Annotated in this window: 20 protein-coding genes; 15 read left to right on the forward strand and 5 right to left on the reverse strand. The window is 69.6% G+C overall.

Features of this window, described 5'->3' with window-relative positions; genetic code table 11:
• The first annotated feature begins 33 nt into the window (after positions 1–33).
• Both ACT3SZ_RS02385 and ACT3SZ_RS02390 read left to right on the forward strand, forming a co-directional pair.
• Entirely contained in the window at positions 34–1,620 is a 1,587-nt protein-coding gene (locus ACT3SZ_RS02385; RefSeq protein WP_444616375.1) for an FAD-dependent oxidoreductase, read from the forward strand.
• Between the two features lie 226 nt (positions 1,621–1,846).
• Positions 1,847–2,260: a hypothetical protein gene (locus ACT3SZ_RS02390; RefSeq protein ID WP_444616376.1), complete on the forward strand. Its 414-nt coding sequence runs from the start codon at positions 1,847–1,849 to the stop codon at positions 2,258–2,260.
• 90 nt (positions 2,261–2,350) lie between these two features.
• On the opposite strand, the gene ACT3SZ_RS02395 is transcribed toward ACT3SZ_RS02390, so the two are convergent.
• The gene (locus ACT3SZ_RS02395; protein WP_444617034.1) at positions 2,351–2,908 is read right to left on the reverse strand and encodes a TetR/AcrR family transcriptional regulator; all 558 of its coding nucleotides are present in this window, start codon (positions 2,906–2,908) and stop codon (positions 2,351–2,353) included.
• Positions 2,895–4,412: an MFS transporter gene (locus tag ACT3SZ_RS02400; protein WP_444617036.1), complete on the reverse strand. Its 1,518-nt coding sequence runs from the start codon at positions 4,410–4,412 to the stop codon at positions 2,895–2,897. The genes ACT3SZ_RS02395 and ACT3SZ_RS02400 overlap by 14 nt, the downstream gene beginning before the upstream one ends.
• A gap of 214 nt (positions 4,413–4,626) precedes the next feature.
• On the opposite strand from ACT3SZ_RS02400, the gene ACT3SZ_RS02405 reads away from it, so the two are divergent.
• The 10 genes from ACT3SZ_RS02405 to ACT3SZ_RS02450 all read left to right on the forward strand — a co-directional run bounded on the left by ACT3SZ_RS02405 (position 4,627) and on the right by ACT3SZ_RS02450 (position 16,017).
• Positions 4,627–5,964: a DUF6986 family protein gene (locus ACT3SZ_RS02405; RefSeq protein ID WP_444616377.1), complete on the forward strand. Its 1,338-nt coding sequence runs from the start codon at positions 4,627–4,629 to the stop codon at positions 5,962–5,964.
• A complete protein-coding gene (gene allB / locus ACT3SZ_RS02410) occupies positions 5,961–7,529 on the forward strand; it encodes an allantoinase AllB (RefSeq protein ID WP_444616378.1) in 1,569 nt (522 codons plus the stop codon). Before ACT3SZ_RS02405 ends, allB begins: the two co-directional genes overlap by 4 nt.
• Before the next feature lie 16 nt (positions 7,530–7,545).
• Entirely contained in the window at positions 7,546–8,604 is a 1,059-nt protein-coding gene (alc, locus tag ACT3SZ_RS02415) for an allantoicase (protein ID WP_444616379.1), read from the forward strand.
• A 132-nt stretch (positions 8,605–8,736) separates the two neighbouring features.
• Positions 8,737–10,281 (forward strand): NAD(P)-binding domain-containing protein, encoded by a 1,545-nt coding sequence (locus ACT3SZ_RS02420; RefSeq protein WP_444616380.1) that lies wholly within the window; start codon positions 8,737–8,739, stop codon positions 10,279–10,281.
• Positions 10,282–10,523: 242 nt separating this feature from the next.
• Complete coding sequence (locus ACT3SZ_RS02425; RefSeq protein ID WP_444616381.1) at positions 10,524–10,889, forward strand: GtrA family protein; 366 nt, start codon at positions 10,524–10,526, stop codon at positions 10,887–10,889.
• A 224-nt stretch (positions 10,890–11,113) separates the two neighbouring features.
• Entirely contained in the window at positions 11,114–12,127 is a 1,014-nt protein-coding gene (locus ACT3SZ_RS02430; protein WP_444616382.1) for an ABC transporter ATP-binding protein, read from the forward strand.
• 10 nt (positions 12,128–12,137) lie between these two features.
• Complete coding sequence (locus ACT3SZ_RS02435) at positions 12,138–13,229, forward strand: ABC transporter substrate-binding protein (protein WP_444616383.1); 1,092 nt, start codon at positions 12,138–12,140, stop codon at positions 13,227–13,229.
• Positions 13,226–15,016 carry an ABC transporter permease gene (locus ACT3SZ_RS02440; protein WP_444616384.1) on the forward strand — a complete coding sequence of 597 codons (1,791 nt, stop codon included), beginning with the start codon at positions 13,226–13,228 and terminating at the stop codon, positions 15,014–15,016. The genes ACT3SZ_RS02435 and ACT3SZ_RS02440 overlap by 4 nt, the downstream gene beginning before the upstream one ends.
• On the forward strand, positions 15,013–15,696 hold the full coding sequence (locus tag ACT3SZ_RS02445) for a metallophosphoesterase family protein (RefSeq protein ID WP_444616385.1): 684 nt from the start codon (positions 15,013–15,015) through the stop codon (positions 15,694–15,696). Before ACT3SZ_RS02440 ends, ACT3SZ_RS02445 begins: the two co-directional genes overlap by 4 nt.
• Positions 15,697–15,834: 138 nt before the next feature.
• Entirely contained in the window at positions 15,835–16,017 is a 183-nt protein-coding gene (locus ACT3SZ_RS02450) for a hypothetical protein (RefSeq protein WP_444616386.1), read from the forward strand.
• A gap of 25 nt (positions 16,018–16,042) precedes the next feature.
• Here ACT3SZ_RS02450 and ACT3SZ_RS02455 read toward each other — a convergent pair whose 3' ends face one another.
• Complete coding sequence (locus tag ACT3SZ_RS02455) at positions 16,043–16,426, reverse strand: VOC family protein (protein ID WP_444616387.1); 384 nt, start codon at positions 16,424–16,426, stop codon at positions 16,043–16,045.
• A gap of 145 nt (positions 16,427–16,571) precedes the next feature.
• Here ACT3SZ_RS02455 and ACT3SZ_RS02460 point away from each other — a divergent pair, with 145 nt between their 5' ends.
• Both ACT3SZ_RS02460 and ACT3SZ_RS02465 read left to right on the forward strand, forming a co-directional pair.
• Positions 16,572–17,537: a helix-turn-helix transcriptional regulator gene (locus ACT3SZ_RS02460; protein WP_444616388.1), complete on the forward strand. Its 966-nt coding sequence runs from the start codon at positions 16,572–16,574 to the stop codon at positions 17,535–17,537.
• A 33-nt stretch (positions 17,538–17,570) separates the two neighbouring features.
• Entirely contained in the window at positions 17,571–18,059 is a 489-nt protein-coding gene (locus ACT3SZ_RS02465; protein WP_444616389.1) for a glutathione peroxidase, read from the forward strand.
• A 17-nt stretch (positions 18,060–18,076) separates the two neighbouring features.
• On the opposite strand, the gene ACT3SZ_RS02470 is transcribed toward ACT3SZ_RS02465, so the two are convergent.
• A complete protein-coding gene (locus ACT3SZ_RS02470) occupies positions 18,077–19,144 on the reverse strand; it encodes an MBL fold metallo-hydrolase (RefSeq protein ID WP_444616390.1) in 1,068 nt (355 codons plus the stop codon).
• Positions 19,145–19,298: 154 nt separating this feature from the next.
• On the opposite strand from ACT3SZ_RS02470, the gene ACT3SZ_RS02475 reads away from it, so the two are divergent.
• A complete protein-coding gene (locus tag ACT3SZ_RS02475; protein ID WP_444616391.1) occupies positions 19,299–21,146 on the forward strand; it encodes an SIP domain-containing protein in 1,848 nt (615 codons plus the stop codon).
• 12 nt (positions 21,147–21,158) lie between these two features.
• On the opposite strand, the gene guaD is transcribed toward ACT3SZ_RS02475, so the two are convergent.
• Positions 21,159–22,436 (reverse strand): guanine deaminase, encoded by a 1,278-nt coding sequence (guaD, locus tag ACT3SZ_RS02480; protein WP_444616392.1) that lies wholly within the window; start codon positions 22,434–22,436, stop codon positions 21,159–21,161.
• Positions 22,437–22,439 lie beyond the last annotated feature (3 nt).

The raw sequence follows: 22,439 nt of genomic DNA on the forward strand, positions 1-22,439 counted from the left end.
CCGCCCCGCCGGCGGCGCAGCAAGATCGTGGTCATGAGAGCACACGACATCATCATCATCGGCGGCGGCGCAGCCGGTCTCAGCGCCGCCGAGCTGCTGGGACGCGCCCGCCGCGACGTCCTCGTCATCGACTCCGGCGCCCCGCGCAACCGCTTCGCCACGAACATGCACGGCGTCCTCGGCCACGACGGCCTGCCGCCGCTCGACCTGCTGGAGAAGGGACGCGCGGAGCTGGCGTCCTACGGCGTCTCGATGACCACCAACGACATCGCGTCGGTCACCGAGATCGTCCGCGGCCTGAAGGTGACCTGCACCGACGGCACCGTGGAGTACGCCCGCGCCGTCCTCGTGGCCACCGGCATCGACGACGTCCTCCCGGAGATCCCGGGCCTCGCCGAGCACTGGGGCGACAGCGTTTTCCAGTGCCCCTACTGCCACGGGTGGGAGCACCGCGACCAGCGCATCGGCGTCCTGGCGTCCTCCCCCATGCTCTTCGGGTACGCCCAGCTCCTGCGGAACTGGACCGCGGAACTCACCGTCTTCGTCACCGCGCAGGACGTCGCGGACGCCCTCGACGACGCCACGCGCCAGCGCCTGGAGGCGCGCGGCGCCACCATCGTCACCTCGCCGATCGCCGAGGTGCTCTCCACCGACGGTGCGCTCACCGGCGTGCGTACGCAGGACGGTTCGGTCCACGCGATCGACGCCATCGGGCTGCACCCGGAAGCCCGGCCGCGGGACACCTTCCTCGCCCCGCTCGACCTGCAGCGCACCGAGCTGCCCGGCATGGGATCCTTCCTCGCCACCGACGAGTTCGGACGCACCAGCCACCCGCGCGTGTGGGCCGCGGGCAACGTGATCGACCCGCGGCTGAACGTGCCCGCCTCCACCGGGCAGGCGTCGATGACCGCCGGCATGCTCAACACCACGCTGGTCACCGAGGACACCGACAACGCCGTGCACGCGCTCACGATGCCGTCCTCCCACGACGCTTGGCCGGACGTCGCCGACGACGACTTCTGGGAGGAGACCTACGCCCAGGCCCCGCCACGCTGGTCCGGACGCCCGAATTCTGCCCTGGTCAGGGTGCTCACCGAGGAACTTGGGGACACGCGTGGCCGTGCCGTGGACATCGGCTGCGGCGAGGGCGCGGACACGATCTGGCTCGCGAGGCAGGGTTGGGACGCCCTGGGCGTGGAGGTGTCATCCACCGCGGCCCAGCGCTCGCGGGACGCCGCTGTCGCCGCTGGTTTGAGCGGTGTGGATGGTACAGACGGTGCGGCCAGTGTGCGCTTCACCGACACCGGCGTGCTGGGGATCCCCGACGGGGAACGCTTCGACCTGGTCACCGCCAGTTACCTGCACGCCCCTTCGCAGGATCGGCGCTCCTCCTTGCTGGTCAATGCCGGTGAACTGGTCTCCCCCGGCGGCCACCTGTTCATCCTGTCGCACGTGATGCCCGACGCTGCGCCCGAGGAGTCCGGTGCCGTCGATGCCCTGGGCTTCGACCTCGACGCCTGGGAACTCGTCCGCGATGAGACCGTGGACCGCGCGGTCATCGGCTTCAATGGTGAGATCGGCGGGCACCCGGACCGAGTCGTCCTGCTGCGCCGGAGGTAGAGACACCCCTCCCCTCCCCTCCCGATCCCTCCCAATCCCTCCCGAATCCTCCCGCACCTTGAGCCCTCAGGTCGTTTTCCTCCCCCGTCAGCGACCTGAGGGCTCAAGGTGCCGCGGGATCTGCGATAGCGGGTTCTGGGATGGCAGGTTCTGGGATAGCGGGGTTGCAGGAGGGGCCAGACCATGATGTGGTGTCCGGGAACTCTTCCCTCTCCAAGGAGTTACCGTGACCGCAAACGCAGGAACAAGGCCGACCATGACCTTCGGCCCAGGCAGGAATCTCTACCCGGAACTCGCATCCTTCGCCGCGGGAGTCGCACTTGCGATCGTGGCCCACCTCTTGTCCCTCGGATGGTTGTTCATCCTCGGGATCGTCCTCGCCCTGTGCTCTCCCCTGGCTGCGTTCGTCACGCTCACACTGTCCCGCGCCAGCACGAAGGTGCAGGTCATCCTGTTCTCGGCCGGGATCATCATCGGGGCGGTGGGGGTCTTCTCCGCCAACGCCACCGCGGACTCCCCGGAGGTCTTCTCCTGGGCCCTCCTCATGTACCTCGGCGGCGCGTTCGCCCTGTCGACGGCGATCACGCTTCTTCGCAGGGGTGCCAGAGGCCGGAGGCAGCTACTGCGCGCCGCACCTTGAGCCCTCAGGTCATTTTCCAGCCCCGTCAGCGACCTGAGGGCTCAAGGTGCCGCACTCGCCCCCGCACTCACCCTCGCCCCACCACACCACCTACGGGATGAGCTCCAGGATGGCGGCGGTCAGGGCCTTGCGCTGGGCATCGGTCAGGGCGTCGTCGTGCACGTGGTCATGCAGCCACAGGCCGTCGGCGAGGATCTGCACCAGGTACGCCGCGCGCGCCAGGGCGGCGTCCTGCTCACTGATACCACCGTCACCGTCCACCCCGTCGACGGGCGGCAACCAGCGCCGGTCCACATCGCGCCACACCTCCGCGAAGTCGCGGTGGGTGCGCGAGTCCACCTGCAACAGCAGGTCAGCGCGGGTCGCAGAGCGGCTCAGCGACAGCACCATCGCCCGCAGCCGGTCGGCCTGCGACACCTCGGACGCCGGGCCGCCGGCGACGGCGACCAGCTCGTCCTCCCACTGTTCTGCGAGGAACCGGTGCACCCCCAGCATCAGCTCGTGGCGGGAGGGGAAGTGGTAGATCAGCCCTGACTTCGACATGCCGGACGCCTCGGCGAGGGATTCGTAGGTGACCGCGTCCAGGCCGTCGGACTCGATGATCCCGACGGCGGCGCGCAGGATCACGTCCTTCTTACTCGTGCGCAGAGTACTTCGCCTCCTTCGGGTTTCCACGGAAGCACCAGGCCGTCACCAGGGCGGCGACCACAGCGACGATACCCGCGATCACGAGCACCAGCAGGTAGCCGGTGTCATAGGCGCTGGACGCCGCCGCGCCGAACACCGGGTGGTCGACCCCGTGGTCCACGTCGCCGGCCACCTCGGACGGGGCGCGCAGCGAGTAGAACATCGGCATCAGGCTACCGAGGATCGCCACGGACAGCAGCGTGCCGAACTCGTAGGAGATCGCCTCCACCGAGGACGCCATGCCCGCCTTGCTCTCCGGGGCGGACCCGATGATCGCCGAGGACGACACCGACATCACGCAGCCGGAACCGACACCGACCAGGCCCAGCCCGATGACCGCGGCCCACAGCGGCTGGTCCGGCACGGCCCACACGACCACGGCCACGCCGAGCGCCACTGCGGCGAAACCACCGCTGATCAGCGTGCGGAAGCCCAGCCGGTGCAGGTTCATGCCGCCGAGGATCGACGCCGGGATCGCCGGGACGGCCGCCGAGGCCACCAGCAGCCCGGCCTCCAGGGGGCTGAAGCCGCCTGAGGTCTGGAAGCGCTGCGTGGTCATCAGTTCGGTGCCGGCCAGCACGAACATGGCGAACATCGCCGCCAGGGTGCCGCCGGCGAACATGCGGTCACGGAAGATGCCGAACTCCAGCAGGGCGGGCATCCCACGCCGGCGCAGCAGCCCCTGACGGTGCGCGAACAGCACCGCGCCCACAACGCCCACCGCAGCGGAGGCCAGGACGAGTCCACCGGCACCCTCGGAGTTCGCCAGCTCCTTGATCGCCATCACGGCGCCGACCATGGTCAGCATCGCCCACACCGAGGACAGCACATCCCAGTGCCGGGACGGGTCGGCCTGGTTGGCCGGGGCGTACACGGCGGTGGCCACGAGGATCACCACGACCACGGGCACGTTGATCAGGAAGACGGTGCCCCAGTGGAAGTGCTCGAGCAGGAATCCGCCGAGCACCGGGCCGGATGCCGCGCCGACGACCGCGATCGACCCCCAGATGCCGATGGCGGTATTGCGTTCGCGCACGTCGGTGAAGGTCTGCCGGATCAGGGCGAGGGTGGCGGGCATCATCGTGGCCGCACCGAAGCCGAGGACGGCGCGCGCGGCGATGAGCATCCACGCGCTCGGGGAGAAGGCCGCGAGCAGGGAGCCCAGGCCGAAGACGCTGACACCGGTGAGGAACATGACCCGGTGGCCGATCTTGTCGCCCAGGGTGCCGGTGCCGAGCAGCAGCCCGACGAGCACCAGCGGGTAGGCGTTGATGATCCACAGTCCCTGCAGCGCGGTGGTGTGCAGTTCATCGCGCAGCACCGGCAGGGCCGTGTAGAGGATGGAGTTGTCCGCACCCACGAGGAACAGGCCCAGGCTGATGATGCCCAGGAAGCTCCAGCGCTGGGCGGGTGTGGTGGCCGCGGCGTTCCCGGTGCCGCCGGTGCCGCCGGACGGACGTCCCACCGTCCGTCCCGTCGCCGTGGTCGTGTCGCTCACTTTTCCTTACCTCCTGCATTAGTTCTATCTACGACCCGGAACTGTACCGAACGTACGTTACAGTTACAACTCCTGTGAGACGGCTCACCAGGCACGTTCCCGGTATCCCCGTCAGAGGTCCGGACGATGACGTAACATCCTGTGACGTCCGCACCTCCCCGAGCTAGGAGTACCTGTGCCCGTGCCCGCCGATCCCGACATCCTGACCGGGATCACCACCCTCGCCGACGACCGCCTCGCCGAGGTCGACCCCCTGGTCACCGGCCCCTGGGCCACCCCGGTCACCTGGCGCCAGCCCGTGCACACCGTCTACGTGCCCGCGCACCTCATCGTCGGCGACGCTGCTCCGGGCACTGACCTGCCGCAGCGTTGGGCGCAGGACGCACTGGACGCCGTCACGGCGCACGGCGGTGCCGCCGCGCTGGCCCGCGACCTCGGCGTTTCCGCCGAGCACGCCGAGACCGTCGGCGAACTGACCCTCGACAAGCTGCAGCGCGAACCGATCGAGGACCTGCGCATCGACTTCGAGGACGGTTTCACCCAGCGTGGCGTCCCGCAGGACGCCCGGGACGCCGACGAGGACGCGCTGGCGGCGCGCGCCGCCGACGTCCTGGCGTCCTGGCTCGGTGGTGGTTCTGATGGTGCCGGCGCACCGGCCTTCGCCGGGATCCGTTTCAAGTCCTTCGACCCCACCGTCCGCGATCGTGGTCTGCGCACGCTGACCATCGTGCTGCAGGGCCTGGCCCGCGACGGTGTGCTGGCCCGGGTGCTCGAACGCGACCGCCGCGCGCTGCGTCTGACCCTGCCGAAGGTGCAGCACCACCGTCAGGTCGAGGTGTTCGTCGAAGTGCTCCAGGCCCTGGAGCGCGCCCTCGACGTACCCGAGATCCCCTTCGAGGTGCAGGTCGAGACCCCGCAGGCGATCCTCGCCGCCGACGGTGCCGCCGAACCCGCCCGCCTCATCGCCGCCGGCGCGGGCCGCGTCCTGTCCCTGCACTACGGCACCTACGACTACTCCGCGTCGCTGGGCGTGGACGCCGCCGAGCAGTCCATGGAGCACCCGGTCGCCGACCACGCCAAGGACGTTCTGCAGGTCGCGACCACCGCCGTCGGCGTGGAACTGTCCGACGGCTCCACCAACCGCGTCCCCGTCGGCACCGCCACCGAGATCCTCGAGGGCTGGCGCATCCACCACGACCTGGTGGGACGCCACCTGCGCCGCGGCGTCCGGCAGGGCTGGGACCTGCACGCCAACCAGCTCGTCACCCGGCACCTGACCACCATCGCCTACTTCCGCGCCGACTGGCGGGTCAGCGCGGAACGTCTGCGCGCCTACGTCGCCGGCGACACGAGCCGCTGGATGGACGAACCCGCCACCGCCAAGGCGATGGCCGGCTACCTGGTGCGCGCCCGGGCCTGCGGCGCAGTCACCGATACCGAACTGGAGATCACCGGACTCGACGACGCGCAGTTGCGTACCCTCCAGGTGAGCGGCCGACTTCAAGGAGTAACCCCATGACCATCATCACCACGATCTACCGCGCCGAACACGCCGTGGTCCTTCCCGAGGACGAGCGCACACCGGTGCAGGCACCGGCCACCGTGCTGGTCGCCGACCAGCGAATCATCGCCGTGCTCGACGGCCGGGACGCCGAGGTGCCGGCCGAGTACAACTACACCGACGCCGCCGTGGTCAATGTCCCCGACGACCAGGTGCTCATCCCCGGCCTCGTGGACACCCACGTGCACGTCAACGAGCCCGGACGCACCGAGTGGGAGGGCTTCGCCTCCGTCACCCGCGCCGCCGCGGCCGGCGGGGTGACCACGCTGCTGGACATGCCGCTGAACTCGATCCCCTCCACCGTCACCGTGGACGCCCTCGACACCAAGCAGGACGTCGCGGCGCCGAAGACCAAGGTCAACGTGGGTTTCTGGGGCGGGGCGGTGCCGGAGAACATCGGCACCGGCGAGCTCCGCGCCCTGTGGGACCGCGGTGTATTCGGCTTCAAGTGCTTCCTGCTGCACTCCGGCGTCGACGAGTTCCAGCCCCTGTCGACCGCGCAGCTGCACCAGGCGATGACCGAGATCGCCGAGTTCGACGGCCTGCTCATCGTCCACGCCGAGGACGCCGACGAGATCGCCGCCGGTGAGGCGAAGGCCGACGCCGCCGGCGGCATCGACGAGACCTTCGACAGCTTCCTGGCGTCGCGTCCGTCCTCCGCCGAGGCCAAGGCCATCGCCACCGTCATCGGGGCCGCCGAGGCCACCGGCTGTCGCGCGCATATCCTGCACCTGTCGGACTCCGGCTCGATCGACCAGATCGCCGCCGCCCGCGACCGCGGCGTGCGCATCACCGCCGAGACCTGCCCGCACTACCTCGCCCTGTTCTCCGAGGAGATCCAGAACGGCGCGACCCAGTACAAGTGCTGCCCGCCGGTCCGCACCGCCGGCAACCGCGAACGCCTGTGGAAGGGCCTGGTGGACGGCGTGATCTCCACCGTCGTCTCCGACCACTCCCCCTGCACCGCCGAACTCAAGAAGTTCGCCGAGGTCGCCGACGCCCAGGCGTCCGCCAACGAGAACAACGAGCTCACCGCCTTCTCCGCGCTCGCCGCCACCGGCAACGACCTCGGTGCCGGCGGCGCCGACGGGCGCGGTTCCGGCGGCTCCTTCGGCGAGGCCTGGGGCGGCATCGGCTCCGTCCAGCTGGGCCTGCCGGTCGTGTGGTCCCAGGCGCGCCTGCGCGGACTGGCCCTGGCCGACGTCATCGGCTGGATGTGCCAGGCCCCCGCCGAATGGGCCGGGCTCGCCGACCGCGGCGCGATCCAGGAGGGACGCCGCGCCGACGTGGCCACCGTCAGCGCCGACGACGCCTTCGTCGTCCTGCCCGATGAACTGCACCAGCGCAACAAGGTCACCGCCTACGCCCAGCGCGCCCTGGCCGGCGTGGTCACGCGCACCTGGATCGGCGGCGAGCCGGTCTACGTCCGTCCCGCCACCGCGCACGTCCCGGCGTCCGACCTGCAGGACGACGTGGTCTTCCCCGCCGCCGTGCGCCCCTTCACCCTCCGCCCGACCGCTTAAGAATCAGGAACCCCCGATGAACGCGCAGAACGACCAGCACGAGCAGCACGACTTCCTCTCCTACCCCGACCTCGCCAGCCGCGCCCTCGCCGGCTCGGTGGTGTGGGCGTCCGACGAGTCCTTCGCCGAGCGCGAGAACCTCATCATGCCGCACGAGCCCGCCTTCGACCCGAATGAGTTCGGCAACAAGGGCAAAGTCTACGACGGGTGGGAGACCCGGCGCCGTCGCCACGACGAGATCGGCTCCAACGATGCCGCCATCGTGCGCCTCGGCGTCCCCGGCCAGGTCAAGGGTGTCGTCGTCGACACCGCCTGGTTCAAGGGCAACTACCCGCCCCGTTTCGCCGTGCACGGCCTGACCTGCGATGAGTACCTCTCCGGCGAGGAGCTCGCCGCCCTGCCCGACGACCGGTGGTTCACCCTCGTCGCCCCGATGGACGCCGCCGGCGACCACAAGCACCACGTGGAGATCTTCCCCGCCGGCGACGCCGCCGCCAGGCGCGTCACCCACGTGAAGCTGGAGATGATCCCGGACGGCGGCATCGCCCGCCTGCGCGTCCACGGCCAGCCCGCCCCGGACCCCCGCTTCATCACCGGCACCATCGACCTGGCCGCCGTGGAGAACGGCGGACGCGTCACCGAGTGCACGAACATGTTCTACTCGCATCCCAACCAGATCATCTCCCTGGGACGCGCGCACAACATGGGCGGTGGCTGGGAGAACGCCCGACGTCGCGACGCCGGCAACGACTCCGTCACCGTGCAGCTCGCCGGGGAAGGCCGCGTGCGCTGGATCGAATTCGACACGTCCTACTTCGTCTTCAACGCCCCCGGCGACGTGAAACTCACCGGTATCACCGCCGACGGCTCCGAGTTCGAACTCGTCGGCAAGACCCGCGTACTGCCGGACACCCGCCACCGCTTCGCCATCTCGGACGCCGCCGAGGGTACCACCGGGCCGACCCCGATCGTCGCCGTACGCGCCGACGTGTACCCCGACGGCGGCATCTCCCGCCTGCGCGTGTGGGGCGAACTCACCGACGACGGCCAGCTCGACATCGAAAGCCGCTGGTAGACAACCTCTCCTGCGGCGCATCGCGCGCCGCATTCTGTGCGAAACCTGCCAGAAATAGTGCACCCCTAATATTCCCCTTCGGACGACCGCCTGCCTCCAGGCGCCGATGACGAGAACGGAGCCGAGCTCGCGATGACCCGCGTGATCCCCCGCAACGAGACCACCCTGCCCGAGCGACACCGCCCGGAGCCCCTGCCCGCCGACGTCGCCCAGGCCAACCTGGACGCCCTCGCCGCGCAGGCCCGCGCCGACATGGCGCTGATCGGCCACAACCACGACTGGGTCCCCGCCCCCGCCGAGGACGCCTACAACGTGGTGGTCATCGGCGGCGGCCAGGCCGGACTCGGCGCCGCGTTCGCCCTGTCGCGCCACCGCATCGGCGGGGTGAAGGTCATCGAGGCCGGCCCCGAGCAGGAGGTCGGCTGCTGGACCCGCTACGCCCGCATGCACACGCTGCGCAGCCCGAAGAACATGAAGGGCATCGAACTCGACATCCCCTCGCTGCACACCGGACGCTGGTTCGAGGCCAAGTACGGCGTGGACGCCTGGGCAGCCACCGACCTCACCCCGCGTGAAGACTGGAATGAGTACCTCACCTGGTACCGCGGCGTGACCGGTGCGGACGTCGACTTCGGCACCCGCATCACCGGGGTGACCCGGCCGGACGCCGACGGGTGCTTCCACGTCACCGCCACGCAGGACGGGACGCCGGTCGAGTACCGTACCCGACGCATCGTCTTCGCCATGGGCCTCGTTGGTGGCGGCGGAACCTTCCTGCCGCCGCTGGTCGACGCCCTGCCGGAGAACCTGCGCGCCCACACCGAGGACGACATCGACTTCACCGCCCTGCGGGGCAAGCGCGTGATCGTGCTCGGCGGCGGTGCCAGCGGCTTCGACAACGCCTCCGCCGCCCTGGAGGCCGGTGCCGCGAGCGTGGAGATGCACGTGCGCCGCGCGGACATCCCGCGGCAGAACTCGCTGCGCTGGATGGAGTTCCCCGGCATGCAGGAGCACTTCTACGACCTCACCGACGAGCAGAAGTGGGAGTTCTCCCTGTTCAACGGTGGTCTCCCGCAGCCGCCGACGCAGCCCTCGGTGTGGCGCGCCTTCTCCCACGACAACTTCCACCTGTCCACCGACACCCGCTGGGCGGACGCCGGGGTCCGCGACGGCGAGGTCGTGGTCACCGACGACAAGGGTGCCGAGCACGTCGGCGACTACGTGATCTCGGCGACGGGGTACACCGTGGACCTGGGGCTGCGTCCCGAACTCGGCGAGTTCCTGCCCGACATCGCCCTGTGGTCCGACCGGTTCGGCCCCGCCGAGAACCACCCGCTGGGCCAGTGCCCGTACCTGGGCGACGGCTTCCAGTTCCAGGCGAAGGACGGCGCCGCGGCCGACGGTGCCGGGGACGGCACCGGCGCCGGGGCGTCCTACGTGTCGCGTCTCTTCCACCTGTCCACCGGTGCGCGCGCCTCGCACGGCGTGGCCGGCAACCAACTGTCCGGCATCTACGCGGGCCTGACGCGGATGAGCAGCCGCATCGCCACCGACATCACCCGCGAGAACTGGTCGGACTTCTTCGCCGACTTCACCTCCTTCGAGCACCAGGAGGTCGGCAACGTGGGACGTCACCGCGAGGGCGAGGCGTGGTTCGCCCAGGCACCGCGGTACTGATGCTGTACTGATGCGGTACTGACCGAGCACTGACGCGGTAGGCCTGCGTCGGGCCCGCCGTTCCCGCCGCACCCCGCGCCGCGTACACGATCCGGTCGATTCGTGGCACGGAAACACCGGATCCGGCACGTGGCGCGGGGTCGGCCCGTGATCACCGGCTGCTACCGTGAACCGGTTGTCCTCTCCACTCCCCAAGACCCTCAGCGGAGGCCGCTCTGTTCCGGAAGATCCTGCGCTTCGGCATGGTCGGTGTCGTCGGTGCCATCGTCGACTTCTCGACCAAGGCCCTGCTCTACGCGCTGGGGCTTCCTGAACCTCTCGCCCGGGCGGGCAGCTACATCGTCGGCAGCACCGTCGCCTACTACCTGAACAGCCACGTCACCTTCAACGGTGAGCGGACGCGGGCGGAGAAAACTCGCGCCGCGGTCTCCTACCTGCTGTGCTTCAGTGCGGCGGTGCTCGTAGACCATCTGGTCGGCGTCCTCGTCCCTGAACTGCCGAACGTCTTCTTCTGGTCCTGGTTCGTGTCCCAGGGTGTCGCCACGGTACTGAACTTCCTGCTGCAGAACTTCTGGGTGTTCCGCAGGACGTCGCCGAGCGGGACGTAGTTCTCCAGATGTACCTCAGACCGCCGTGCCACGTTGGCCGTGGGTTCACGTCGCGTCCACCTTGCGCTCGTAACATTCCCGCGCGTGAACAAGGAATCTTCCTCCCCAGCCTCGTCCCGCGACACCTTCATGACCGGGCTGATCCTCGACGGTGCCCCGTGACGTCCGTCCGCACCGACGACCGGCACCTGCGTGTAATGCCAGGCCTCCAAGACGCTTCCCCCATGGTCTCCCTCGAGAACGTGTCGCGCCTCTTCGCCGACGGCACGGGGCTGCGTCCCACCGACATCAGCATCGGGCGCGGCGAGTTCATCAGCGTGCTTGGCCCCTCCGGCTGCGGGAAGTCGACCCTGCTGCGCTGCGTGGCGGGGCTGGAGACACCGCTGACCGGCCGGATCCGCATAAATGAGCGCGACGTCTTCGACGCCACCGGCGCCCGGGTTCGCACCCTCTCCCCCTCCCGCCGCGGCCTGTCGATGGTCTTCCAGGACCTCGCCCTGTGGCCGCACATGAGCGTCGCCGACAACGTGGGTTTCCCGCTCACCGTGCGCGTCCCCGGCGCGTCCCGGGTCTCCGCCGCGGAGCGTCGGGCGCGAGTCGCCGAGGCGCTGGAGACCGTGGGCCTGGCCGCCAAGGCGGACCAGCGTCCCCAGCAGCTCTCCGGTGGCCAGCAGCAACGTGTCGCCATCGCCCGGGCAATCATCAGCCGTCCCTCGCTGCTGCTCATGGACGAGCCGTTGTCCGCGTTGGACGCGGTGCTGCGCACCCAGATCCGCCGGGAGATCACCGAGCTCAGCGGACGTCTCGGACTGACCGTCCTGTACGTCACGCACGACCAGGAGGAGGCCATGTCGATGGCCGACCGCGTCCTGGTGCTCAATAACGGCGAGGTCGCCCAGTTCGACCGCCCCGCCGAGATCTACGAGAACCCGGCGGACGAGTTCGTCGCCGACTTCGTCGGCACCATGAACCGTCGCGGTGACCTGTCGCTGCGTCCGGAACAGGTCCGCATCGCCACCGACGCAGCCACCGACGCAGCCACCGGCGCAGACCGCCCCGGAACGCCGCGGATCGAGGCCCGCGTGGAGACCTGCCACTACGTCGGCGGACGCTACGACCTGCGTTGCGCCGTCGACGGTGCATCCCGCCCGTGGCTCGTCTACGACGACGTCGAGCACCTCCCCGGTTCCGGCATCAGCCTGCTGACCCCGCCGAACCCGAACACCCACTCCAAGTAAAAGGACCCCCGTGAACATCCGCACCTCCGCTCTCCTCCTCTCCGCCACCGTGGGCGTCACCGCGGCGCTCACCGCCTGCGGCTCCGTCGACGACTCCGGCAGCGCGTCCGGCAGCGGTTCCGGCAGTGCCGGCGGCGCCGGCGGCGCCGGGGAGGTCGAGGAGTGGTCGGCCCCCGAGGGGCTCTCCGGCTCGCTGACCTACTACTCCGCGAACCCCCAGGGCCTCACCGACGAGCTCGTCGCCGCATTCGAGGACAGGACGGACGTGGACGTGAACGTCTTCTCCGGCGAGACCGGGAAGATCACCGCGAAGCTCACGGCCGAGGCCGACAACCCGCAGGCCGACCTCGTGTACCTCGCGTCCTGGTCCGCCGCGCTCAAGCAGGCCGACACCGGCGCCTTCGAGCAGTACACCCCGGAGACCAGCGGTGACCTGCGCGAAGGCTGGGCCTCGTCCACCGGCGACTTCACCGGACGCGACGGTTCCGCCCTCGCCCTCGTGGTGAACACCGAGGCCCTGGGCGGTGCCGAATCCCCGTCCGACTGGGAGGACCTCACCGACGCCGCCTTCAAGGACAAGGTCATCATGCCCGACCCGCGCGAGTCCGGCACCGCCGCCGACCTGGTCACCGCCATGGTCGACAAGTGGGGCGAGAAGGACACCTGGGCTCTCTTCGACAAGCTCTTCGACAACGGCATGCAGGTCCAGGGGGCGAACGGCCCGGCGCTGGATGCCGTCACCTCGGGGTCGAAGGCCGTCGTCTTCGGCGGTGTCGACTACTCCGCCCGCTCGGCCGTGGACAAGGGTGAGCCGCTGGACGTCATCCTCCCGGAGTCCGGCACCACCGTCACCCCGCGCCCGGTCCTGGTCTCCGACCAGTCCGGCAACAAGGACGCCGCCCAGGCGTTCGTGGACTTCATGTTCTCCCCGGAGGGCCAGGCCATCAGCGCCGACAATCACATGATCCCCGCCGACGCCGACACCGACGCCGACGGCGCGACCGACTACGACTCCACCGAGCTGCTCACCGACGACCTCGACGGTCTCGCCGAGAAGTCCTCCGCGGTCTCGGAGGAGTTCGTCTCCCGGTACCTGTCGTGACCGACCTGCTGCGGCGTCCGTCCGGGCAGGACGCCAGGCAGGACGCTCCGGCGCCGCGTCCCCGCCGCCGTCCCCGTCGCCGTCCCCGTCGCTGGACGGTGCCGGCGGGCCCCACCGCCGTCCTGCTCGTCCTGCTGGTCGTCGTCGCCGCGCCGCTGGCGATGGTGCTGCTCACCGCCGTCACCGGCTACGGCGCCTCCCCGTCTGCGCTCGGAAGCCTCGGCGACGGCGACCTGCCCAGGATCCTCGGCAACACCGTGTGGCTGTCGGTGCTGGTCGTCGTGTTCTCCACGGTCCTCGCCGCACCGCTGGCCTTCCTCACGAGCTGGACGCATCTGCGTCGGCACCGGTGGATCGACCTGCTGGTGATGGTGCCGTTCATGACCCCTCCTTTCGTCGCCGCGATGGCGTGGATGGACATCACCCGGCTGGGCGGCGTCGCCGACATGCTCTTCGGCTCCGTCGTCGGCGGCGCGGTCCGCGGCACGGTGAACTCCGTGTGGGGCATGGCCCTGGTCATGTCCTGCGAGCTCTTCCCCTTCCTCTACCTGCTGCTGCGGACCTGCCTCGACGCGATCCCCTCCTCCTCGGTGGAGATGGCGTCGGTGACCGGCGCATCGCGCGGGCACATCCTCGCCCGGGTCGTATTGCCGCAGGTCGTGGGCCCGTGGTCGCTGGGCGCGCTGATCCTCTTCGTCCGTGCGGCGGGCGAGTTCGGCACCCCGGTCACCCTCGGCAACGCCATCGGCTACCCGGTCCTCGTGTCCCGCATCCACCGGGACGTGACGATCGACCCGCTCGACTTCTCCTCCGCCTCCGTCGGCGCGGCGCTGCTGTTCACCCTGGGGATCAGCGTGTGGTGCGTCCAGCAGTGGTTCTCCCGCGACGCACGCGCCGACGGCCGGACGGGACGTCCCGTCTCCCTGACGCTGCGCGGCAGCGTCCTGGCCCTGGGTTGGGCGTGGATCGGGGTGGTGGCGCTCGTGGCGGTGGTCGTGCCGTACGTGTCGATCATCCTCGGCGCCACGACGATCCTGCGCTCCAGGCCACCGACCCCGGACAACCTCACCCTGGACTACTTCGCCATCGTGCTGGCCAGCGACCAGGCGCGGGAGGCGCTGACGACGTCCGCGCTCCTCGGCGCGGTCGGCGCCACGTCCGCCGTCCTGCTGGCCCTCGCCGTCACGCTGGTGACGGCCCTGCGCAGGACGCCGACAGGCACGCAGGACGCCACGTCCGGCCGGCTGCGGTCGCGGGTGACGGACTTCCTCGCCGTCTCCCCGGAGACGGTGCCGGCCATCGTGCTGGCCATCGGGTTCATCTTCCTGTGGAACGCCCGGTGGCTGCCGTGGACGCCGTACAACACCCCCTGGATCCTGGTGCTGGGCTACACCGCGCTGTTCCTGCCGATGGCGGTGCAGAACATCAAGACCTCCGCCCAGGCGGTCTCCCCCGCCGTGTTCGAGGCGGCGACGGTGGCCGGGGCGTCCTCCTGGCTGGCCTTCCGACGCATCACCGTGCCGCTACTCATCCCGGGGCTCGTGGCCGGGTGGCTGCTCGCCTTCCTCACCGGGATCCGGGAGCTGGTCATGGCCTCGCTGATCCGGCCGAGTGACATGACGCTGCTGTCGCCCTGGATCATGGGCCAGTTCGACCAGGGCCACCGCACCGAGGCCATGGCGATGACGCTGATTGGCGTGTTCAGCTCCACCGTCGTCCTGCTGGTCGTGCAGACCTGGCTGGCCCGACGCACCACGCCGCGCCCCGCCGGGGAGGTTGCCTCGTGATCGTCGTGGCCCTGGCCGACCTGCACCTAGGACTTCCTACCGGTCCCGGACTCCGGTGGGCACTCTCGTCGCTTTCGTCGCTGTCGTCGCTTTCGGCGCTGCAGGACGCCGAGCGCGGCGGCGCGGACCTCCTGGTCTTCGCCGGGGACCTCGTGGACCGCGGCTACGCCACCGACGAGGTCGTCGCCGACGCCGAGACGTTCCTGCGTGCCGCCGTCGCCACCGGCGTCCCCGTCCTGGTGACCTGGGGGAACCACGACGTCGCCGCCGACCTTCCCCGACGCCTGCCCCACATCGAGGGGCTCACCGTCGCCCCCGCCGACGGGCCGTCCGAGATGCGTGTCGGCGCGCTGACCGTGCACACGATCTCCGTGGCCGACGACCCCGACCCGCGGCGGATCGTCGAGCGCTTCCCTATCGCCGGGGACGGCGGCAGCGGCGCGGACGGCACAGATGGCACAGACAGCACAGACAGCGAGGTGCACCTGGGAGTGCTGCACACCAGCCTCACCGGGGAGTTCAGCCGCAAACCGTGCCTGCCGACCACCCTCGCCGAGCTGCAGTCACGACGCTACGACCGGTGGATCCTGGCCCACGTGCACCAGCCGCGCATGGTCTCCGACTCCATCGGCTGGGTAGGGATGGGACGCGTCGAGGTCCTGGAGCTCGGCCCGACGTAGGGCGCCCGCGACCGATGACGCGGGGCCGCGGAGCCGGCTCCGGCGCGCACCACCCCACCCACCCCGCGTGCCGTACACAATCCGGTCGATTCGTGGCACGGGAACACCGGATCCGGCACGTGGCGCGGGGTCGGCCCCGTGATCACCGGCAGCACTCGTGGCACCGGCTGCACCGTCACCTACGTTCTGTGCTTCACCGCCGCCGTCGTCGACCGGGTCATCCGGCACGCAGTGCTGGACCGGCAAGGCGTGTTCTTTTTGTCCTGGTTCGTTTCCCAGGGTGTGGCCACGGTGCTGAACTTCCTGCTGCAGAACTTCTGAGTGTCCCGGGACGGTCCACCTCCCATCAGTCCACCGGAGCGACCCGAATAAGGTTCCCGTCCGGGTCTGCCACGACAAATGTCCGCCCGAAAACATCATCGTAGGGCTCCTCGACCACCTGTATCCCACGGTCACGCCAGTCGACGAAACGTGCGTCGATCTCGGCGGCGCTACCCAGCGACAGACAGAATTCACTGGTACGAGGCAGTGCCGACTCCGAAGGCAAGGTGCTGCCGTAGACATCGGATCCACTCCACACAGCGAGCTGAACGCCTGGGGACAACTCGAAAGCGATGAACCGCGGCGAGTCGAATACCGGGGTCTTGCCAAGGAGGTCTCCGTAGAACATCGCCGATGCCTGGGCATCTCGGACATAGACAATGAAGGTGTAGGGGTTGAGCTCTGCCATTGTGGCTTCCTTTCGGTCGTAGTTGACGAGGCATCAGTTCTCTTCGCCTCTGAAACCCAGCATGAACGGATACCATGACAGAACATGTCAGGGTTTCGTCCCTGCACCCGATACAGTCCACGACCACCCTGCGGAAGGATGAGTAGTGTCCCGCCCCCAACGGCTGTTCGACCTGATCAGCATCCTCAAGTCGACAGGAAGCACCACCGTGGCTCGCCTTGCCGATGACCTCGGTGTCTCGCCCCGGACGATCCACCGGGATCTCGTCACACTCCAGGACGTAGGTGCGCCGATCGTCACCGAGCCAGGACGGTACGGCGGGGTCACCCTCCTCCCCGGCGGTCGGTTCCCGGTCTCCGGTCTCTCCACGAGGGAGAAGGACCTCCTCCGGGTTACCGGACTCGATGTCGACCGTGCAGCAGAACTTGGGGTGGCTGCACTGGCGGCGACGGCACTCGGAAAACTGGGGACGGCCCGCACCCGAGACCGCCTCGGCCCCCTGTCCTTGTCCGAGGTAGTCACCATCGACAATCACCCGTGGTTCACGGAACGTCCAGACCACGGCGATGTCTCGGCTCTCGCGGATGATGTCCGCAAAGCTCGACGACTGTCCATCGCGTACCGCCGAAGCGGTGAGCACACCTCGGAGAATCGCATCGTGGACCCCTACGGGCTACTCGGTAGAGGTGGCCGTTGGTACCTCGTGGCTGACCGCGACAGCATTCCCCGCCTCTACACCACGAGCAGGCTCGAGTCGTGGGCTGTCCTCGACGAACCACGACGGCTACGCCCCGGGCAGACTCTCGATTCGGTGGTGACGGACATGTCAGAGGCGCTGGAACAACCCAGGGAGCAGATCATCGTCACCGCAGACCTCGAGCGAAGCCGACTGGACATCGCCCGCCGAATCCTGGGGTCGAGGTTGACCGAGGTGACCGAGCGGGACAACTCCGGCAACGGCAGCGTTCGGATCTCGGTCGCATACTCCGAGATCGGCGGAGTCCGCCAGCTGTTGCAGTTCGGGAACGCCATCCAAGTCATCCAACCTCCCGAAGCCCGGGCGCTGGTGGCGGCGCAGGCGAAGGCGCTGCTCGACCGTCACAATGCGTGACGGCGTCAGCGCATCGGCAGTACCCTCGCGGACATGGCTTCCACGAACATCAAGACCATCCCCGTCCGCGCCCTCGACGGCGGCGAGCTCGACCTCGCCGCGTTCGACGGCCCGCTGCTCGTCGTCAACGTCGCCTCCAAGTGCGGGCTGACCCCGCAATACACCGCCCTGGAGAAACTCGCACAGGACTACCAGGGCCGCGGCCTGACCGTTGTCGGTGCACCGTGCAACCAGTTCAACGGCCAGGAGCCGGGCAGCGCCGAGGAGATCGCGGAGTTCTGCTCGGCGACGTACGGCGTCACCTTCCCGATGACCGAGAAACTCGACGTCAACGGGCCGGACGCCCACCCGCTCTTCGCCGAGCTCACCACGACCCCCGACGCCGACGGGAAGGCCGGCGACGTCGAGTGGAACTTCGAGAAATTCCTCGTCAGCAAGGACGGCGCGGTGCTCGCCCGCTTCCGCCCCGCCACTGTGCCGGACGCTCCCGAGGTCGTCGCCGCCATCGAGGCAGCGCTGTAGCGGACAGCGAGGAAAAGCTACGCCTTCTCCAGCACCAGGTCGCGGTACATCATCGTCTGCCGGACGGCCGACCACACCATCGGCGAGTCCGCCAGCGAGTCCCAGCCGCCGCTCCACGTGAGCCGTCCGGCCAGGCGCCACACGCTGATGCCCGGATTCCATTCGAGCACGCGCGACACCTCCTCGGCACGTTCCATGATGTGCGCGGTGGTCTCCGCGCGCCGCTCGGCCAGCCCGGTGAAGCAGAACCCGTGCCCGGGGATCACGGTGTAGTCGTCGAACTCCGCCAGGCGTTCCACGGACGCCAGGTAGTCCTTCACCGGGTTGCCGCCCAGCGACCCCACCCCCAGGCCGATGCCGGGGAAGATCTCGGGCAGCACCTGGTCAGCGGCGATCAGCAGCCCGCGGGCATCGTCGGCGAAGCACAGGTGCCCAGGGGTGTGCCCGGGCGTGAGCACCGCCCGCCAGCCGAGTTCCCCGGTCACCCCATGGTCGGGCAGCAGGTCAGCGTCCTGCAGCAGGACGTCCGGACGCTGCCGCGGGATGAACGGCGGCAGCCGCCGCTCCCGCTCCGAGAAGGGGAACCTCTCCAGCACGCCGTCCGGCGCGCCGACCGCATGGTGCTCGACGGCGTAGTCGTCCTGCGAGGTGCCGGTGCGCGCGGCGTCGACGCTGCGCTGCTCCACCGCGCCGAGGTGGTAGCGCGCGCCGGTGGCGCCCAGCATTTCCGCGGCCGCGCCGACGTGGTCGGGGTGCGCGTGCGTGACGACGACGTCGGTGACGTCCTCAAGACGTCGGCCGTGCTCGCGCAGGAAGGCGTCCAGCGGGCGCAGGACGTTCGCCGCGGCGTCCTGCGCCTTGCCGCCGGCCCAGCCCGGGTCGACGACGGTCACGCCGCTGTCGCCGAGGTGCACGGTGGACAGCACGCTGTTCATCACACCCGCGCCCGGCATCGGCACCGCGCGTACCCACAGTTCCCCGTCGACGGTGCTCACGCGCACCGGTGAGGGGACCTTGCCGGCCATCGCGGACTGATACTGCGCGCGGAAGACCGGGGTGATGAGGCTGTCTGAACGTGTCGCCATGTGCAGTCAGCGTACCCGTCGTCGTAGCCGCCGTCTTCACAGGAGTTCAGCAATGCGACCTGCACACCTCACTGCCTAAGCATCGGCTAACCTCATAGGCTGAACACTGCTGAACACTTCCGGCGAAGAACCGACCACCACACAGGAGCACCCCGTGGCCAAAAGCATGCGCCCGCTGACCATCCACCCGATCACGACGCGGAACCTCACCGTCCTGCGCGTCGAGGACGTGACCCCAGGCATGCGCAGAGTCACGTTGGGTGGGCCGCAGCTCAAAGCACACACCGCTGACAACGGCTTCCCCGTCGACGCGATCCCCTGCGACGGCTTCGACGACCACATCAAGATGATGTTCCGCGACCCCGATCTCGGCCCCGATGAACCAACAGTGATCCCCAGCCAGGCAGACGGGGTGTTGAACTGGCCCGAGGACAAGCGTCTGTGCGTGCGGTCCTATACGATCCGCGCCTGGCGGCCCGATGCCGGGGAACACGGCGAAGTCGACGTGGATTTCGTGAAGCACGGCTTCGGCCCCGCCACCACCTGGGCCTACACCACCGAACCGGGGGAAAACATCCAGATCGCCGGGCCAAAGTCCTGTGCCACCCAGCCCGAGGGTGCCGACTGGGTGCTCATCGCCGGTGACGAGACCGCACTGCCCGCCATCGGGCGGTGGCTCGAAGAAATGTCCCCGGACACCACGGGCCAAGTCTTCATCGAGGTGGATCAGGATGACCACGTCCAGAACCTTGACCATCCCGACGGGATCACGGTCACCTGGCTGCCGCGCAACGGCGTCGAGGCCGGAAAATCCACGGCGCTGTACGACGCCATCACCGGTACTGACTGGTGGGACGGCATCTGCTTCGCCTGGGTCGCCGGCGAGACACTGACCCTCACCCCGATCCGTCGCTGGCTACGCAGGGAAAAGGGCCTGGCCAAGGAGCAGGTCGATGTCGCCGGATACTGGCGCTACACCGAGCCGGTCGTCGATGACTCCGGCGAGATCTCCGGGGCCGCCGAAAACACCGCAGCGGTATTCCACGAACTCACCGAGATCTTCCCCGGAGTCGCCGTGCGGGTGGCTGTCACCCTGGGCCTCGGCGGGATCCTCACTGGCCGGCGCGCCACGCTGGACGATGTCGTCGCCGAGACCGGTGCCGACCGGACGGGCCTGGAGAAACTGCTGCGTTATCTCGCCGCGCTCGACCTCGTCGACGTCAACGCCGACGGCTACACCCTCACCCGCCTCGGCGCCGAAATGGATGCTGACCACACCATCGACCATCTCTCGCTGACCGGGGTGGCAGGACGCCGCGAGGCGGGCGTCCTGTCCCTGCTGGCCGCCGTGCAGACCGGGACCGGGGACTACGCCCGCTGGTTCGGTGACGACTTTGAGAGCATCGTCCAGGACGATCCCGAGCTCCTCCGGCAACGCACCGAACAGTGGTCGGACACGGCGGGCTGGTCCACCGCACCGATGACGCAGCACCCCGTCTTCGCACCCCTGAGCAGCATCCGTGTCTCCGGACGTTCCGCAGCGGACATCGCGCTGGGGCTCACCGAGAACCACCCGAACCTCACGGTGCACCTGCTCGCCACACCGGCGGAGATCGAAGCGGCGATCACGGTGCACCCCACGCTCGCCGGGCACCCGAGGATCGTCGCCGAGGCCGGCAGTCCCCTGACACCACCGGCTACTGCCGTGGACGCCACGCTGTTCGCCGGCGGACTGAACACCCTCCCCGACGCCGATGCCGTCCACACGCTCCGCGAGGCCACCCGCCGCGGGCATGAGATCCTCGTCTTCGGCAAGGACCTCAACGAGACACTCGCGCACGACCACGACTACGAAGATGATCTGCTGAACTTCGCCCTGTACCGCAGTGGGGTGCGCACGGATGCACAGAACCGGGAGTTGTTCAGCGAGGCGGGCCTCCAGGTCACCGATCAGTCGACCGTGGGATGGGGCTTCACACTCACCCGTTTGGCACCCCGCTAACCCGCGCGAGCCTCACACCCCGGCGACGATAGTACGAACCACCGCACGCTCGTCGCCGAGCACCATCGTGGCGAAGAGCAGCTCCTCGGTGGTGGTGGTTGCCTCGGCGCGTCGGCGCAGGACGTCGGAATTGGCGCTCGCGCGGGGGTCGAGGACGACGAGGTCGGCGTCCTTCCCGGTCTCCAGGGACCCCACGGACGCCTCCACGCGCAGGGCCTCCGCCCCGCCCAGCGTGGCCAGGCGCAGCAACGCGGCAACGTCCAGCGGAGCGTCCAGCATGCGGGACGCCGCATAGGCCGAACCCAGGGTGACCAGCGGCGACAGGCTCGTCCCCGCGCCAACATCGGAGCCCAGCCCCACGCGCAGGCCGTCGAAGGACTGCGCCCGGGTCACACCGAATATGCCCGAGCCGAGGAAGAAGTTCGACGTGGGGCAGTGCGCCACGGAGGCCTGCGCCTGCCCCAGCCGGGTGAGTTCGCGGTCGCCCAGGTGCACGCCATGGCCGAACACCGCGCGCCGGCGCACCAGCCCGGCCCGGTCGTAGACGTCGGTGTAATCGAGCGCGTCGGGGAACAGGGAGCGCACCCAGTCGATCTCGCCGGTGTTCTCCGACAGGTGCGTCTGCACCACCACGTCCGGGTAGGACACGGCGAGCTCGCCGAGCGCGGCGAGCTGTGCGTCCGAGGACGTCGGCGCGAACCGCGGGGTGATCGCGTACTCGAGGCGTCCGACGCCGTGCCAGCGCTCCAGCAGTGCCGCGCTGTCCGCCACGGCGGAATCGGGGGTGTCGAGCAGGTCGTCGGGGGCGTTGCGGTCCATGCAGACCTTGCCGGTGATGATGCGCAGGTTCTTGCGCTCCGCGTGACGGAACAGCGCCTCCGCGCTGCCCGGGTGCACGGTGGCATACACGCAGGCGGTGGTCACCCCGTTGTCGACGAGTTGGTCGGTGAAGAAGTCCGCGACGGCGTCGGCATGGGCGTCGTCGGCGAAGCGGGCCTCCGCCGGGAAGGTGTAGTTGTCGAGCCACTCGAGCAGTTGCAGTCCCGGCGAGGCGATCATGCCGACCTGCGGGAAGTGCACGTGGGCGTCGACGAAACCGGGGATGAGCAGGGCATCGCCGTGGTCCTCGACGAGCGCGCCGCGGTGACGCGGCAGGACGTCGCGGGCCGCGCCGACGTCGAGGATGCGTCCGCCCGCGTGCGCGACCGCGCCGGACGCTACGTCCAGCGTGGTGCCCTCCGCCGTCGGCGTCACGACGTGACCGAGCACGACGGTGGGGCGCGCGTTCACCGC

Origin of the sequence: Corynebacterium sp. AOP40-9SA-29, from assembly GCF_052377405.1 — a bacterium.
In the GTDB taxonomy this organism is placed as follows: domain Bacteria; phylum Actinomycetota; class Actinomycetes; order Mycobacteriales; family Mycobacteriaceae; genus Corynebacterium.

What these genes read in the sequence shown, in the direction of transcription:
- alc (WP_444616379.1), top strand. Translation starts at nt 7,546, where the DNA reads ATGAACGCGCAGAACGACCAGCACGAGCAGCACGACTTCCTCTCCTAC.
- ACT3SZ_RS02430 (WP_444616382.1), top strand. Translation starts at nt 11,114, where the DNA reads ATGGTCTCCCTCGAGAACGTGTCGCGCCTCTTCGCCGACGGCACGGGG.
- ACT3SZ_RS02455 (WP_444616387.1), bottom strand. Translation starts at nt 16,426, where the DNA reads ATGGCAGAGCTCAACCCCTACACCTTCATTGTCTATGTCCGAGATGCC.
- ACT3SZ_RS02470 (WP_444616390.1), bottom strand. Translation starts at nt 19,144, where the DNA reads ATGGCGACACGTTCAGACAGCCTCATCACCCCGGTCTTCCGCGCGCAG.
- ACT3SZ_RS02465 (WP_444616389.1), top strand. Translation starts at nt 17,571, where the DNA reads ATGGCTTCCACGAACATCAAGACCATCCCCGTCCGCGCCCTCGACGGC.
- ACT3SZ_RS02420 (WP_444616380.1), top strand. Translation starts at nt 8,737, where the DNA reads ATGACCCGCGTGATCCCCCGCAACGAGACCACCCTGCCCGAGCGACAC.
- allB (WP_444616378.1), top strand. Translation starts at nt 5,961, where the DNA reads ATGACCATCATCACCACGATCTACCGCGCCGAACACGCCGTGGTCCTT.
- ACT3SZ_RS02425 (WP_444616381.1), top strand. Translation starts at nt 10,524, where the DNA reads ATGGTCGGTGTCGTCGGTGCCATCGTCGACTTCTCGACCAAGGCCCTG.
- ACT3SZ_RS02385 (WP_444616375.1), top strand. Translation starts at nt 34, where the DNA reads ATGAGAGCACACGACATCATCATCATCGGCGGCGGCGCAGCCGGTCTC.